The organism is Streptomyces sp. WM6378 (assembly GCF_001279695.1).
Classification (GTDB): domain Bacteria; phylum Actinomycetota; class Actinomycetes; order Streptomycetales; family Streptomycetaceae; genus Streptomyces.
This window is the reverse complement of record NZ_LGDD01000288.1, coordinates 1-15329: the sequence shown is the minus strand read 5'-3', so window position 1 is coordinate 15329 and position 15329 is coordinate 1. Positions and strand designations below refer to the sequence as shown.

Sequence of the window (15329 nt, the reverse complement as noted above, 5' to 3'; positions counted from 1 at the left end):
TTATCACCCAGAATCACCCGAACCGCGTCCGAGTAGGCTCGCCTAATACCCCCTAGGGGTATATTCTGAGGTGCGTGAGGGTGTCCCGGCTTTCGCTTGGCCCCCTGATGCACCATGGATCCGTACGCCCGCGAAGAGGAGAACGCCATGACCGCCGAGATCGAGACCCCCGTAGCGACCGGTTCCTGCTGCTCGCCCGCCGGAGGCTGCCAGGGCGGCGGGGCGGCCGGCGTCCAGGTGGGCGCCGTCACCGCCGTCTACAAGGTCTCCGGCATGACCTGCGGTCACTGCGAGGGTGCGGTGTCCGGTGAGATCTCCGAGATCGAGGGCGTCAGCTCGGTGAAGGCCGTCGCCGCCACCGGAGAGGTCACCGTGATCTCGGCGGCCCCGCTCGACGAGGAGGCGGTTCGCGCGGCCGTCGACGAGGCGGGCTACGAACTGCTCGGCCGCGCCTGACCCGGAGGGCGCCCTCCGCCCCTCCGCCTCTTCCCGTCGGGCCGCACCCGGCCGGCTTCCCGCCGGCACCGTGCGGCCCGGCCCCCTTTCTGGAGCCCCATCGTGCAAACCACCACCCCGGATCACGTGGTCGAACTCGCCGTCGGCGGGATGACCTGCGCGTCGTGCGCGGCCCGCGTCGAGAAGAAGCTGAACCGGATGGCGGGGGTTTGCGCCACGGTCAACTACGCCACCGAGAAGGCTCGGGTCACCTTCGAACCCGGGGTGACGGTGGCGGACCTCGTGGCGACGGTGGTGAAGACGGGGTACACGGCCGAGCCAGTGGAGGCGCCAGGTACGGCTGCGGACGGTACGCCGGTTGTGCCTACCCGTTCCGCCTCGCAGGATTCGGTGCTGGTCACGGCGAATCCAGCCCGTCCGGCGATTGAGGACGAGCGCCCTTCAGGTGCGAACGGGGTCTGGGGCGGAGCCCCAGGAACGACCACCGGGCCGCAGACAGGAGACGACCCGAACGGTGGCCCGGGGGCGGAGCCCCCAGCAGCCTCCACCCCGCCGCACCCGGGTGACGACCGCAGCACGATGCAGCTCGCCGCGCTGAGAGGGCGGCTGATCGTATCGGCCATCCTTTCCGCGCCCGTCGTCGCGCTGGCGATGATCCCAGCGATCCAGTTCGACAACTGGCAATGGCTCAGCCTCACCCTCGCCGCCCCCGCCGTCATCTGGGGCGGCCTCCCCTTCCACCGAGCCGCGTGGACCAACCTCAAACACGGCGCCGCCACGATGGACACGCTGGTCTCGACCGGCACGCTCGCCGCGTTCGGCTGGTCGCTCTGGGCCCTGTTCTTCGGCACCGCGGGCATGCCCGGCATGCGGCACGGCTTCAGCCTCACCACCAACCGCGGGGACGGCTCCGGGACGATCTACCTCGAAGTCGCCGCGGGCGTCGTCACGTTCATTCTCCTGGGCCGCTATCTGGAGGCCCGCGCCAAGCGGAAGTCCGGGGCCGCCCTGCGCGCCCTGATGGAGCTGGGTGCGAAAGACGTCGCCGTGCTGCGCGGCGGGTCCGAAGTACGCATCCCCGTAAGCCAGTTGCGTACCGGGGACCACTTCGTCGTACGGCCCGGCGAGAAGGTCGCCACGGACGGCACGGTCGTCGAGGGCGCCTCGGCGGTCGACGCGTCGATGCTGACCGGCGAGTCCGTGCCGGTGGACGTGAGCGTGGGCGACCCCGTCACCGGGGCGACCGTGAACGCCGGGGGCCGGCTCGTCGTCGAGGCGACCCGGGTCGGCGCCGACACCCGGCTCGCCCGCATGGCCCGCCTGGTGGAGGACGCCCAGAACGGCAAGGCCCAGGTGCAGCGCCTGGCCGACCGTATCGCGGGCGTCTTCGTGCCGGTGGTGCTCGTGATCGCGCTCGCCACCCTGGGAGCCTGGCTCCTGGTCACCGGCGACGCCACCGCCGCCTTCACCGCGGCCGTCGCCGTACTGATCATCGCCTGCCCGTGCGCACTGGGCCTCGCCACCCCGACCGCCCTCATGGTCGGCACCGGCCGGGGCGCCCAGCTCGGCATCCTGATCAAGGGCCCGGAGGTCCTGGAGTCGACCCGCCGCGTGGACACCGTCGTCCTCGACAAGACCGGCACGGTGACCACCGGACGCATGAGCCTGTACGAGGTCCACACCGTCGAGGGCATCGACGAGAAGCAACTCCTGCGCCTGGCCGGGGCCTTGGAGCACGCCTCCGAGCACCCCATCGCCCGCGCGATCGCGTCCGGCGCCGAGGACCGGGCCGGGACGCTGCCGCCGGCCGAGGACTTCCGCTCGCTGCCGGGCCGGGGCGTGGAGGGAGTCGTCGAGGGGCACCGCGTGTACGTGGGCCGGGACGGCGCCCCGGAGCTGCCGCCCGAGCTCGCCGCGGCCAGGAGCGCCGCCGAGGCCCAGGGGCGTACCGCCGTCACCGTCGCGTGGGACGGGGCCGCCCGGGGCGTGCTCGCCGTGTCCGACACCGTGAAGGAGACCAGCGCCGAGGCCGTCGCCCGGCTGCGGGCGCTGGGGCTCACCCCGGTCCTGCTCACCGGCGACCACCACAGCGTCGCCACAACCGTGGCCGCGGAAGTGGGGATCGAGGCGGCCGATGTGTACGCGGAGGTCCTCCCCGAGGACAAGGCGGCCGTCGTCGAGCGCCTTCAGGAGCAGGGCCGCACGGTCGCCATGGTGGGGGACGGCGTCAACGACGCGGCCGCTCTGGCCGTCGCCGATCTGGGTCTCGCGATGGGTACCGGCACGGATGCCGCCATCGAGGCCGGCGATCTCACCCTCGTACGCGGTGACCTGCGGGTTGCCGCCGATGCGATCCGATTGTCCCGCCGGACCCTGGCCACGATCAAAGGCAACCTTTTCTGGGCATTCGGCTACAACGTGGCCGCGGTCCCCCTGGCCGCCGCGGGCCTGCTGAATCCCATGATCGCGGGTGCGGCTATGGCGTTCTCATCGGTGTTCGTGGTAACCAACAGCCTACGGTTGCGTTCCTTCACCTGACCTCCACAAAGAGATCTAGATCACAGAGGTTTTGAGGTAACCATCGGGAGGGGTCGGGAGTCTAAGTGGGCGATGCCACGGATGTCTTGGGGGACGTCCATGGAATGTCTTGGGGGACGTTCCAGGCAACGCGTTGGCCGGGGCACGTACGTCGGGAGCTTTGAGCGGCCCACCCGACAGGTACGTACCCCGGCAGACCGCCTAGACCCCCGGCTCGGATCCCGTGGGGGGAATCCGCACCGGGAAACAGGGAAGCGCCCCGACTGCCGACCCGTGGGGGGATCGGCAGCGGGGCGCTTTCCGACTTCTGGCGCCGAACTCCCCGCGTGTTACCGGGAGTTCGGCTGCGACTGAGGGGTTGCCCGAGAGGTCAACCGCGACCGTGAGGTCAGCGAGCCTCGACCGGCACGAAGTCGCGCAGCACTTCGCCCGTGTAGATCTGGCGCGGGCGGCCGATGCGGGAGCCGGGCTCCTTGATCATCTCGTGCCACTGGGCGATCCAGCCCGGGAGGCGGCCGAGCGCGAACAGGACCGTGAACATCTCGGTCGGGAAGCCCATGGCGCGGTAGATCAGGCCCGTGTAGAAGTCCACGTTCGGGTACAGGTTGCGCGAGACGAAGTACTCGTCGCTCAGCGCGTGCTCTTCCAGCTTCAGCGCGATGTCGAGCAGCTCGTCGGACTTGCCGAGTGCCGACAGGACGTCGTGCGCGGCAGCCTTGATGATCTTGGCGCGCGGGTCGAAGGACTTGTACACCCGGTGGCCGAAGCCCATCAGGCGGACGCCGTCCTCCTTGTTCTTCACCTTGCGGATGAAGGAGTCCACGTCGCCGCCGTTGGCCTGGATGCCTTCCAGCATCTCCAGGACGGACTGGTTGGCGCCGCCGTGCAGCGGGCCCCACAGCGCCGAGATGCCGGCCGAGATCGACGCGAACATGTTGGCCTGCGAGGAGCCGACCAGACGCACGGTGGAGGTCGAGCAGTTCTGCTCGTGGTCCGCGTGCAGGATGAGCAGCTTGTCGAGCGCCGAGACGACGACCGGGTCCAGCTCGTACTCCTGGGCCGGCACCGAGAACGTCATGCGCAGGAAGTTCTCGACGTAGCCGAGGTCGTTGCGCGGGTAGACGAAGGGGTGGCCGATCGACTTCTTGTACGCGTACGCCGCGATCGTCGGCAGCTTGGCGAGCAGCCGGATCGTGGAGAGGTGGCGCTGCTTCTCGTCGAACGGGTTGTGGCTGTCCTGGTAGAACGTGGACAGCGCGGAGACCACCGAGGACAGCATCGCCATCGGGTGGGCGTCACGCGGGAAGCCGTCGAAGAACCGCTTGACGTCCTCGTGCAGCAGCGTGTGCCCGGTGATCTCGCTCTTGAAGCTGGAGAGCTGGTCGACGGTCGGAAGCTCGCCGTTGATCAGCAGGTACGCGACCTCGACGAAGGTCGAGCGCTCCGCCAGCTGCTCGATGGGGTACCCGCGGTAGCGCAGGATGCCCTGCTCACCGTCCAGGTAGGTAATGGCGGATTTATAGGCGGCCGTGTTGCCGTATCCGCTGTCGAGGGTGACCAGTCCGGTCTGGGCTCGGAGCTTCCCGATGTCGAAGCCCTTGTCGCCGACGGTGCTGTCGATCACCGGGTAGGTGTACTCGCCATCGCCGAACCGCAGTACTACAGCGTTGTTCGCGTTCTCGCTCACGTCATCCCTCACCGACGTAGTGCCTCTTCTTCGAGGTGCCCTGACTGTCTCTACCATCCCCCATTTGGCTCAGCAGAGTGCACTCGGGGTCGCCCATTGGGCTTATTCACGGCACTCAGTGCCGCTCAACCTGCTCATCCTGCCCCCTTCGCCCCAGTTAGGAAAGTCCTGGGTGATCTTTCACACCAAAGTGCCCCCTGACAGCCGGTGAGCGAGTGCGGTAAAGCGTCTGCCTGCGGAAACGGTACGCACCGCCTGGCCGATCGCCTTGCGGGACCCCACCAGGACGACGAGCTTCTTGGCGCGCGTCACCGCCGTGTAGAGCAGATTGCGCTGGAGCATCATCCAGGCGCCGGTGGTGACCGGGATGACGACGGCCGGGTACTCGCTGCCCTGGGAGCGGTGGATCGTCACGGCGTAGGCGTGGGCCAGCTCGTCCAGCTCGTCGAAGTCGTACGGCACCTCCTCGTCCTCGTCCGTCAGGACCGTCAGGTGCTGGTCGTCGAGGTTGAGCGAGGTGACCACGCCGACGGTGCCGTTGAAGACGCCGTTCTTGCCCTTCTCGTAATTGTTGCGAATCTGGGTGACCTTGTCGCCGACGCGGAACACCCTTCCACCGAACCTTTTCTCCGGCAGGTCGGGCCGGGCGGGCGTGATCGCCTGCTGGAGCAGGCCGTTGAGGGTGCCTGCGCCGGCCGGGCCGCGGTGCATCGGGGCGAGCACCTGGATGTCGCGGCGCGGGTCGAGCCCGAACTTCGCCGGGATGCGCCGGGCCGCGACGTCGACGGTGAGGCGGCCCGCGTCCTCGGTCTCGTCCTCGACGAAGAGGAAGAAGTCGTTCAGGCCCGAAGTGATGGGTTGCGTACCGGAGTTGATGCGGTGGGCGTTGGTGACGACGCCGGACTCCTGGGCCTGCCTAAAGATCCGGGTCAGCCGCACGCTGGGGACGGGACCGCCCTCGGCGAGCAGATCGCGCAGCACCTCCCCGGCGCCGACCGAGGGCAACTGGTCGACGTCGCCCACCATCAAGAGGTGGGCACCAGGTGCCACCGCCTTCACGAGCTTGTTCGCGAGCAGCAGGTCGAGCATGGAGGCCTCGTCGACGACGACCAGGTCGGCGTCGAGGGGCCGGTCCTTGTCGTACGCCGCGTCGCCGCCCGGTTTCAGTTCGAGCAGGCGGTGCACGGTGGAGGCCTCGGCGCCGGTCAGCTCGGCCAGCCGCTTGGCGGCCCGCCCGGTCGGCGCGGCGAGCACCACCTTGGCCTTCTTGGCGCGGGCGAGCTCCACGACCGAGCGGACCGTGAAGGACTTGCCGCAGCCCGGCCCGCCGGTGAGGACCGCGACCTTGCTGGTCAGAGCCAGTTTGACGGCCTCCTGCTGCTCCGGCGCGAGCTCGGCCCCGGTGCGCCCGGCGAGCCAGCCGAGCGCCTTGCCCCAGTCGACCCCGGCGAACCCCGGCATCCGGTCCTCGCCGGTCCGCAGCAGGCGCCCCACCTGGGCGGCCAGGGAAAGCTCGGCGCGGTGGAACGGCACGAGGTACACGGCGGCGACGGGCTCGCCCCCGTCCGGCCCCGGCACCTTCTCCTTCACGGCGCCCTCTTCGGCGATGAGCTCGGCCAGGCACTCGATGACAAGGCCGGTGTCGACCTGGAGCAGCTTCACGGAGTCGGCGATCAGGCGCTCCTCGGGGAGGAAGCAGTGCCCCTGGTCGGTGGACTGGGACAGCGCGTACTGCAAGCCCGCCTTCACGCGCTCCGGGCTGTCGTGCGGGATGCCGACGGCCTGGGCGATCCGGTCGGCGGTGAGGAATCCGATGCCCCAGACGTCGGCGGCGAGCCGGTAGGGCTGGTTCTTGACGACGGAGATCGAGGCGTCCCCGTACTTCTTGTAAATGCGGACGGCGATGGAGGTGGAAACCCCGACTCCCTGGAGGAAGACCATGACCTCCTTGATGGCCTTCTGCTCCTCCCAGGCGGCCGCGATCTTCTTCGTCCGCTTGGGCCCGAGACCCGGAACCTCGATCAGTCGCTTGGGCTCCTGCTCGATGATGTCGAGGGTGTCGGGGCCGAAGTGCTGGGTGATGCGGTCGGCGAAGACCGGGCCGATGCCCTTGATCAGGCCGGAGCCGAGGTAGCGGCGGATGCCCTGGATGGTGGCGGGCAGGACGGTCGTGTAGTTCTCGACGGTGAACTGCTTGCCGTACTGGGGGTGGGACCCCCAGCGGCCCTCCATCCGCAGCGACTCCCCCGGCTGCGCGCCGAGCAGTGAGCCGACCACCGTGAGGAGGTCGTTGCCGCCCCGGCCGGTGTCGACGCGCGCGACGGTGTATCCGCTCTCCTCATTGGCGTACGTGATCCGCTCAAGGACCCCCTCCACAACCGCCGCACCCGTGAGACTCGACATGCCCCGACGCTACCGCCCCGCACTGACAATGCGGACAACACGGCTGTGTACAAGGGAAGTCCGGGACCGGGCGCTTCGCGTGCGGGCGAATTCAGGCGAATTCAAGGGGGCCCGGTCCGTCGACCGGGCCCCTTGTTTTCCCTCCCCGTCAGCGCTTCCCGAAATCCCCCCGGATCCCTCCCCTGAAGCACTGACGCCACTTAGACCTCCGTCACCCCGGAAAGGTTGCACGACTGCGGGCAGTAATTTTTCCGGGCCGTCGAGGTGCTGACGAAGCGGGGTGAACGTAGCGTTTGCCGCATGAGCGACAATCCTTCACCGCAGTCCGCCGCGCCGTCTCAGCCGTCCTTCGAGCAGGACGTCCTGAACGAACTGGGCGACGACGGGCTCCAGCAGATCGCCGGGCTGCTCGGTACGGATGCGGCGGGCGCGCAGGACGTGGTCGGTACGACGATGTCGACGCTGGCGGGCGGGCTGCCGCCGGAGACCACCGAGGAGGTCCGCCAAGCGGTGGCCGAGGCCCCGCCGGAAGCCCTACCGGAGGAAGCCCCCTTGCAGGGCGTGGCCACGCTGGGCGGCGGGCTCGGCGGGATGCTGAGCGGCGGGTTGGCGGCCGGGGTGCTGGCGAAGGTGGCCCGGCCGGTCGCGAACGCGGTGGCCAAGAAGACGGGGTTGCCGCCGGCGACGGTGGCGCGGGCCCTGGAGGTGCTGCTGCCCGTGGCGCTGGCGGTCCTGACGAAGCGGGCGGCATCGAAGTCGCCGACGGCTCCGGGTGCGGCACCCGGTGCGGCACCCGCTGCGGGCGGGGGCGGCCTGGGCGAGCTCCTGACCCAGATCCTCGGCGGGGCGAAGAAGTAGCCACGGTCCAGTCGCGCCGTTCCGCTCTTGCGGACCGGCGCACTCCCGCACGGACACCGTGATCGGGCCCGTACGGGAGTGGAGGCTCAGCCGCGCAGGAACCCGTCCCCGTGAGCGGCGATGTGGGCCTCCAGGGCGGCGAGGGCCTGTTGCGTGACGTCCGGCGTGCCGCTGCCGCGCCGCTCGGCGTAGTACGCCGCGCCGAGTTTCTTGAGCAGATCGTTTCCGGCGCGCTGCTGCTGAACGTCGTCCACCCTCTGCTTGCCCTGGTTCAGGGCGCTCTGGGCCTGCTCCTTGGCCCGGTCGAGAAAACCTGCCATTAGTGCCTCCGATCGTGTCCCGGCATCACTTCCCCCATCCCCGCCGCGCATGCCCTTGCGTACGCCCGATCGGGCCCGTCCGTCGGTTCCGTCCGTCAGTCCGGTCCGGTCGGTTCCGTCCGGTCGGTTCCGTCAATTGGTTGTTCAGTCTTTGGGCGGGCGGGTCGGAAAGGGCACCCCCGGACCCGGCTCGCACGCCCGCGCGAATACTCTGGCCCGCATGCCCGCCCCCGGCACCACCCCCGCCCGCGCCCTCCCGCGCCGCGCCGCCACCGCCAAGGCCTCCGCGCTGGCGCTCGGCGTCCTGCTGGCCTCCGCGGGGTGCTCCGGGGCGCCCTCGGCCGCTCCCGCCGCCGAGAAGCCCGGGCCCGCGAACCCCGCGGCCGCCGTCACGGCCGAGCCCACGCCGGACCTTCCGCCCGGCACGATCACCCTCGCGTTCGGGGGCGACGTCCACTTCACCGAGCGCACCGCGCCCCGGCTCAACAGCACGCCCGCCGACCCCGCCCTCGGCCCGATATCCAGGACCGTCGCGAGTGCCGACTTCGCGATGGTCAACCTGGAGACGGCGATCACCACGCGCGGCTCCGAAGAGCCGAAGCTGTACCACTTCCGCACCCCGCCCAGCGCCCTGACCGCGCTCAAGGACTCGGGCGTGGACGCGGTGTCGATGGCCAACAACCACGCCGTCGACTACGGGCCCGCGGGTCTCGCCGACACCCTCGACGCCGTCCACCACGCCCCCATCCCGGTACTCGGCATCGGCGCGAACGAGGCAGAGGCGTACCGGCCGTACGTCAAGGACATCCGCGGGGTGAAGCTCGCCGTCGTCGCGGCGAGCCAGGTCATGGACCTGACCAACGACAAGTTCCGCGCCGGGCCTGAGAAGCCGGGCATAGCCTCCGCGCTCGACCCCGCGAAGCTGGTCGCGGCGGTCAAGCGGGCGAAGGCGGAGGCGGACGTCGTCGTGGTGTATCTGCACTGGGGTACGGAGGGGCAGAGCTGCCCGGGACCCGAGCAGAAGTCCATCGCCGCGAAGCTGTCGGCGGCGGGGGCGACGGCGGTGGTGGGTACGCATGCGCATGTGATGCTGGGGTCGGGGATGCGGGGTTCGACCTACGTCAACTACGGGCTGGGGAACCTGCTTTGGTACGGGACGTCGCCGTATCCGCACTCCAATGACAGCGGGGTTGCGACGCTGACGGTCGCCCATGGCAAGGTCGTCAAGCAGGGTTTCGCTCCGGCGGTCGTCGACAACCGGGGTGTGCCGGTGCCGCAGGACGGCGCGGCGGGGAAGGCGGTCACGGATCGGCTCGCCTCCCTGCGGGGGTGCGCTGCGCTGGCGGCCGGACCGCGCTGATTCCCCCACCCCGCCCCTTCCCGAGACCCTCCGGGGGTTGAGAAGGGAAGCCGGGTTTCCTGGGGCTCCGCCCCAGACCCCGTTCGCGCCTTAAGGGCGCTCGTCCTCAAACGCCGGACAGGCTGAAATACCCCGGTGCGGGCCAGCACCAACCCTGCCAGGGGCGCGGGGAACTGCGCAAAGCCCTCACCCCCCACCCCCTCAGGCGCCCCGCGGCGCCGCCGTAGAGCCCCGGACCATCAGCTCCCCGTGCACCGTCGCGATCCCCCCCGGCGGAGCCGGTTCCATGCCCAGGGCCAGGCGGCCCGCCCTCGCGCCCGCCTCGTACAGCGGCAGCCGTACCGTCGTCAGCGCCGGGACCGCGTCCGCGCTGAAGGGGAGGTCCACGAAGCCCGCTACCGAGACGTCGTCCGGGACGGAGAGCCCCCGGTCCCGCAGGGCCGCGCACGCACCCAGCGCGACCGTGTCGTTCGCCGCCACCACGGCCGTCAACTCCGGCTCCCTGCGCAGGAGTTCAAGCGTCGCGTCGTAGCCCGAGCGGCGGTCGTACGAGCCGTGGACGACGAGGTGGTCCAGGCGCAGGCCGGCCGCTGCCAGGCCGGACCGGTGACCCTCCAGGCGGTGCCGGGTCGTGGTGCGCTCGGCGGGCCCGGCGATGTAACCGATTCTGCGGTGACCGAGGCCGATGAGGTGGTCCGCCAGGCACCTGCCGCCGCCCCGGTTGTCGAAGGCGAGGGTCGCGGTGACGCTGTCGCCGGGCAGCGGCGGCCGGCCGCACAGCACGATGCGGGTGCCCGCGTCCGCGAGCCGCGCGAGCTTCGCGCCCACCGCCGCCGCGTGCTTCGGGTCCTCAAGGGCGCCGCCCGTCACGATGACGGCGGCCGCGCGCTGGCGCTGAAGCAGCGTCAGATAGGTGAGTTCGCGTTCCGGTGAGCCCCCGGTGTTGCAGATGACGGAGAGCTTCTCGCGGGCACCCCGCTCCTCACCGATCGCGGCCTGGGCCGCGCCCGCCATGATGCCGAAGAACGGGTCGGCGATGTCGTTGACCAGGATGCCGACCAGGTCCGATGTGGCCGCGGCGAGCGAACTGGCGGGCCCGTTCAGGACGTAGTCCAGCTCGTCGACGGCGCGCAGCACCCGCTCACGGGTGGCCGCCGCCACCGGATAGTTGCCGTTCAGGACCCGCGAGACCGTCGCCGGGGACACCCGGGCCCGAGCCGCCACATCCGCCAGGGTCGCTGTCATCTCTGCCTCCGAACGGTCGGGCCGTGATCGCGCCGTGCAGAGCCGGTGTCCGGGCGGGGTCCGGACACCGGCTCTCAAGCACCGGTTCTCAAGCTTTCGGCCTCTTGTCCGAGGCGCTGTGCGCAGGCTAGCGTCCCGCCCTGTAGAAAGCGCTTGCTATCAACTTTCTACCGGATTCCGCTTCACCCTGCCCACCCGCGCCCACCACGCACGGCACAGCCCCCGGAGGGATCACATGACGGAACGCAGGACCGTGCGGATCGCCATGAACGGCGTCACCGGACGCATGGGTTACCGCCAGCACCTCGTACGCTCCCTCCTCGCGCTGCGCGAGCAGGGTGGCCTCGGCCTCGGCGACGGCACCACGCTGTGGCCCGAGCCGGTCCTGGTCGGCCGTCGCGAGCACGCCCTGAAGGCGATGGCCGACCGGCACGGCCTCACCGAGTGGTCGACCGACCTCGACGCCGTCATCGCCGACCCCACCGTCGACATCTACTTCGACGCCCAGGTGACGTCCGCCCGCGAGGAGGCGATCGGGAAGGCCATCACGGCCGGGAAGCACATCTACACCGAGAAGCCCACGGCGACCGGCCTGACCGGCGCACTCGACCTCGCCCGGCGGGCACGCGGCGCGGGCGTCAAGCACGGCGTCGTCCAGGACAAGCTCTTCCTGCCGGGCCTGCTGAAGCTGAAGCGCCTCGTCGACGGCGGATTCTTCGGCCGGATCCTGTCCGTGCGGGGCGAGTTCGGCTACTGGGTCTTCGAGGGCGACTGGCAGTCCGCCCAGCGCCCGTCGTGGAACTACCGCCGCGAGGACGGCGGCGGCATCGTCGTGGACATGTTCCCGCACTGGGAGTACGTCCTGCACGAGCTGTTCGGCCGGGTCACCTCCGTGACCGCGCACACCGCCACCCACATCCCCCAGCGCTGGGACGAGCACGGCAAGCCGTACGCGGCGACCGCCGACGACGCCGCGTACGGGATCTTCCAGCTGGAGGGCGGCGCGGTCGCGCAGATCAACTCCTCCTGGGCGGTACGCGTCAACCGCGACGAACTCGTCGAGTTCCAGGTCGACGGCACCGAGGGCTCGGCGGTCGCGGGCCTGCGCAACTGCCGTGTCCAGCACCGCAGTTCAACCCCGAAGCCGGTCTGGAACCCGGACCTGCCCGCCACCGAGTCGTTCCGCGAGCAGTGGCAGGAGGTCCCCGACAACGACGCGTTCGACAACGGCTTCAAGGCGCAGTGGGAGCTGTTCCTGCGGCACGTCGCGCTCGACGAGCCGTACCACTGGGACCTGCTCGCCGGCGCGCGCGGCGTCCAGCTCGCCGAGCTGGGGCTGCGTTCCGCCGCCGAGGGCCGCCGCCTCGACGTACCGGAGATCGCGCTGTGAGCCTTCTGCTGCCGCGCCCCGACGGCACGACGCGGGCGCACGAGCCCCGCACGACCCCGCTCTCGCTTCCCCCGGGCCCGCCGCCCACCTCCCGTACGGTCCTCTCGGCCGCGCACGTCGTCGCCGACCCGTACGCGGACACCTCGCCCGGCTCCCCCGCCACGATCGACTGGGACGCCACGCTCGCGTTCCGCCGCCACCTGTGGGCGCACGGCCTCGGCGTCGCGGAGGCGATGGACACGGCCCAGCGGGGCATGGGCCTGGACTGGCCGGCGGCGGCGGAGCTCATCCGCCGAAGTGCCGCCGAATCCAAGGCAGTTGGCGGCCGCATCGCGTGCGGCGTGGGCACGGACCAGCTCGCGGACGGCAGCCTCGCCGAGGTGCGAGCGGCGTACGAGGAGCAGCTCTCGGTCGTCGAGGAGGCCGGGGCACAGCCGATCCTGATGGCATCGCGGGCCCTCGCAGCAGCGGCCCGAGGCCCCGAGGACTATCTCTCGATGTATGCGGACCTGCTCCGCCAGGCCGCCGAGCCGGTGATCCTGCACTGGCTGGGCCCCATGTTCGACCCCGCCCTCGACGGCTACTGGGGCTCGGCCGACCTGGACACGGCCACGGAAACCTTCCTGGAGGTCATCGCCGCCCACCCCGACAAGGTCGACGGCATCAAGGTCTCCCTCCTCGACGCCCGCCGCGAGGTGGAGCTGAGGCGCCGCCTTCCGGACGGCGTACGGTGCTACACGGGCGACGACTTCAACTACCCCGAACTGATCACGGGCGACCAACTGGGCTTCAGTCACGCCCTGTTGGGCATCTTCGACCCGCTGGGCCCGCTGGCGGCGGAAGCGGTACGCGTACTGGACAAGGGAGATGCGGACGGCTTCCGCGCCCTCCTCGACCCCACCGTCGAACTGTCCCGCCACCTCTTCCAGGCCCCGACCCGCTTCTACAAGACGGGGGTGGTGTTCCTGGCGTGGCTGTCCGGGCACCAGTCGCACTTCACGATGGTCGGCGGGTTGCAGTCGGCGCGGTCGCTGCCGCATCTGGCCCGGGCGTACGAACTGGCGGACGGGCTGGGGCTGTTCCCGGACCCGGGACTGGCCGAGACCCGCATGAAGTCGCTTCTGAACGTGTACGGAGTATCCCAATGACGACGCTGGCGACGATGACGGCTCCTTCGATCTCCTCCCGCTTCAGCATCAACCAGATGACGGTGAAGCAGCTCTCCCTGCCGGAGCTGATGGACGCGTGCGTACGGCTCGGGGTGCGCGGGGTCGGCCTGTGGCGCGAGCCCGTCGCCGCCTACGGGCTCGACGCGGCGGCAAAATCGTTGCGGGGTGCGGGACTTGAGGTCACTTCGCTGTGTCGCGGCGGCTTCCTCACGGCGGTCGACCCGGCCGGGCGGTCCGCCGCCCTCGACGACAACCGGGCGGCGATCGACGAGGCGGCGGCCCTGGGCACGGATACGTTGGTGCTGGTCTCGGGCGGCCTTCCGGCGGGGTCGAAGGACCTGGCGGGCGCGCGGGAGCGGGTGGCCGACGCGCTGTCCCGCCTGGCCCCGCATGCCGCGTCGCAGGGCGTGCGGCTGGCGATCGAGCCGCTGCATCCGATGTTCGCCTCGGACCGGTGCGTGGTGTCGACACTGGACCAGGCGCTGGCGCTGGCCGAGCGCTTCCCCGCGTCACAGGTGGGGGTGGTGGTGGACACGTACCACGTGTGGTGGGACGACACCGCGCCCGCGGCGGTGGCCCGAGCGGGCGCCGCCGGCCGGATCCACGCCTTCCAACTGGCGGACTGGGTCACGCCGTTGCCGGCGGGCGTCCTGAATGGTCGCGGCCAGCTGGGGGACGGCTCGATCGACTTCGCGTGGTGGCGCTCGCTGGTGGATGCGGCGGGCTATTCGGGCCCGATCGAGGTGGAGCTGTTCAACGAGGAGCTGTGGGCGGGGGACGGGGTGGCCGTGCTGGGAGAAACGGCCCGGCGTTTCGGCGAGGTGCTGGCTTAGCCCGTGCGGTACGTGTCGCGAAGTGGCTGCCCGAGTGTCATCGGACGCGCACGTAGAGTGCCGTCGCGAAGGGCCCGGCCGTCGTACAGCGCGGAACAGAGGAGTCGATCGACATGACCGAGTACCCCGAAGGCGCCCCTTGCTGGGTGGACGCGATGTTCGCTGACGTAGAAGGCGCCAAGACCTTCTATTCGGAGGTGCTGGGTTGGACCTTCGGCGAGGCGGCCAGCGAGTTCGGCAACTACACGCAGGCCTACTCCGACGGCAAGGCGGTCGCGGCCGTCGTCCCGCCGATGCCGGGCGCCGACGCCCCGTCGCAGTGGTGTCTGTACTTCGCCTCGCCCGACGCGGCGGCCACCGGCGAGAAGATCAAGGCGGCCGGCGGCGAGCTGGTGATGGAGCCGATGCGGGTCGGTACGTTCGGCACGATGCTGATCGCGAAGGAGCCGAGCGGCGCGGTCTTCGGCGTCTGGCAGCCGGACGAGCACAAGGGCTTCGAGAAGGCCGGCGAGCCGGGGTCGTTCGCCTGGGCGGAGGTCTTCACGCGGGACGCGGCGAAGGTGGACGGGTTCCTGCCGAAGGTCTTCCCGTTCCAGGTCCAGAAGATGGAGATGGGCGACGCCGGCGCGGGCGCGGCCATGGACTACAAGGTCTTCAGCCTCGGCGCGGGGCATCCGGCGCTGGGGCGGATGGCCATGGGCTCCGAGTTCCCGCCGGAGATCCCGGCGTACATCCAGGTCTTCTTCGGGGTCCCGGACTGCGACGCGGCGGTCGCCACGGCCCAGAAGCTGGGCGGCCGGCTCCACTTCGGGCCGGTGGACAGCCCGTTCGGGCGGATGGCGGCGCTTACGGATCAGCAGGGGGCGGCGTTTGCGGTCATCGACATGGGGACGCGGGTGGGGGATGTGCCGCAAATGACCTAGCCCATCCGGGGGCGGGGTATCGGAGTGGCCGGACTGCACTGGGGCTCCGCCCCAGACCCCGTTCGCGCCTGAAGGGCGCTCGTCCTCAAACTCCCCCAAGGCCTCAAGGGCCAGGGGGGACCCCATGACGGGCTGAAGATGCCAGGA

General features: G+C 70.7%; 12 protein-coding genes. 8 read left to right on the top strand and 4 right to left on the bottom strand.

Translation table 11 applies throughout. The features are described 5' to 3' along the window. The first annotated feature begins 147 nt into the window (after positions 1-147). Both ADK54_RS21685 and ADK54_RS21680 read left to right on the top strand, forming a co-directional pair. The gene (locus tag ADK54_RS21685; protein WP_053727422.1) at positions 148-456 is read left to right on the top strand and encodes a heavy-metal-associated domain-containing protein; all 309 of its coding nucleotides are present in this window, start codon (positions 148-150) and stop codon (positions 454-456) included. A 150-nt stretch (positions 457-606) separates the two neighbouring features. Continuing rightward, positions 607-2994, top strand: a complete 2388-nt coding sequence (locus tag ADK54_RS21680; RefSeq protein ID WP_078966537.1) for a heavy metal translocating P-type ATPase — start codon at positions 607-609, stop codon at positions 2992-2994. A 388-nt stretch (positions 2995-3382) separates the two neighbouring features. On the opposite strand, the gene ADK54_RS21675 is transcribed toward ADK54_RS21680, so the two are convergent. Both ADK54_RS21675 and ADK54_RS21670 read right to left on the bottom strand, forming a co-directional pair. After that, positions 3383-4681, bottom strand: coding sequence for a citrate synthase (locus ADK54_RS21675; RefSeq protein ID WP_053727334.1), 1299 nt, complete (start codon positions 4679-4681; stop codon positions 3383-3385). A gap of 180 nt (positions 4682-4861) precedes the next feature. Then, on the bottom strand, positions 4862-7084 hold the full coding sequence (locus ADK54_RS21670; protein ID WP_053727333.1) for an ATP-dependent RecD-like DNA helicase: 2223 nt from the start codon (positions 7082-7084) through the stop codon (positions 4862-4864). A 300-nt stretch (positions 7085-7384) separates the two neighbouring features. Between ADK54_RS21670 and ADK54_RS21665 the strand changes: the two genes are divergently transcribed. Beyond that, on the top strand, positions 7385-7942 hold the full coding sequence (locus ADK54_RS21665; RefSeq protein WP_053727332.1) for a DUF937 domain-containing protein: 558 nt from the start codon (positions 7385-7387) through the stop codon (positions 7940-7942). Positions 7943-8028: 86 nt separating this feature from the next. Here the strand turns inward: ADK54_RS21665 and ADK54_RS21660 are convergent, their stop codons facing one another. Further along, entirely contained in the window at positions 8029-8262 is a 234-nt protein-coding gene (locus ADK54_RS21660; RefSeq protein ID WP_053727331.1) for a hypothetical protein, read from the bottom strand. A 220-nt stretch (positions 8263-8482) separates the two neighbouring features. On the opposite strand from ADK54_RS21660, the gene ADK54_RS21655 reads away from it, so the two are divergent. Further along, positions 8483-9622, top strand: a complete 1140-nt coding sequence (locus ADK54_RS21655) for a CapA family protein (RefSeq protein ID WP_053727330.1) — start codon at positions 8483-8485, stop codon at positions 9620-9622. A gap of 201 nt (positions 9623-9823) precedes the next feature. Here the strand turns inward: ADK54_RS21655 and ADK54_RS21650 are convergent, their stop codons facing one another. Further along, positions 9824-10867, bottom strand: coding sequence for a LacI family DNA-binding transcriptional regulator (locus tag ADK54_RS21650; protein WP_053727329.1), 1044 nt, complete (start codon positions 10865-10867; stop codon positions 9824-9826). A gap of 235 nt (positions 10868-11102) precedes the next feature. Between ADK54_RS21650 and ADK54_RS21645 the strand changes: the two genes are divergently transcribed. From ADK54_RS21645 to ADK54_RS21630, 4 genes are all read left to right on the top strand, one after another. Next, the gene (locus ADK54_RS21645; protein WP_053727328.1) at positions 11103-12257 is read left to right on the top strand and encodes a Gfo/Idh/MocA family protein; all 1155 of its coding nucleotides are present in this window, start codon (positions 11103-11105) and stop codon (positions 12255-12257) included. Beyond that, positions 12254-13405 carry a dihydrodipicolinate synthase family protein gene (locus ADK54_RS21640; RefSeq protein ID WP_053727327.1) on the top strand — a complete coding sequence of 384 codons (1152 nt, stop codon included), beginning with the start codon at positions 12254-12256 and terminating at the stop codon, positions 13403-13405. The genes ADK54_RS21645 and ADK54_RS21640 overlap by 4 nt, the downstream gene beginning before the upstream one ends. Beyond that, entirely contained in the window at positions 13402-14259 is an 858-nt protein-coding gene (locus ADK54_RS21635; protein ID WP_420717350.1) for a sugar phosphate isomerase/epimerase family protein, read from the top strand. The genes ADK54_RS21640 and ADK54_RS21635 overlap by 4 nt, the downstream gene beginning before the upstream one ends. Positions 14260-14372: 113 nt before the next feature. After that, entirely contained in the window at positions 14373-15182 is an 810-nt protein-coding gene (locus ADK54_RS21630; protein WP_053727326.1) for a VOC family protein, read from the top strand. Positions 15183-15329 lie beyond the last annotated feature (147 nt).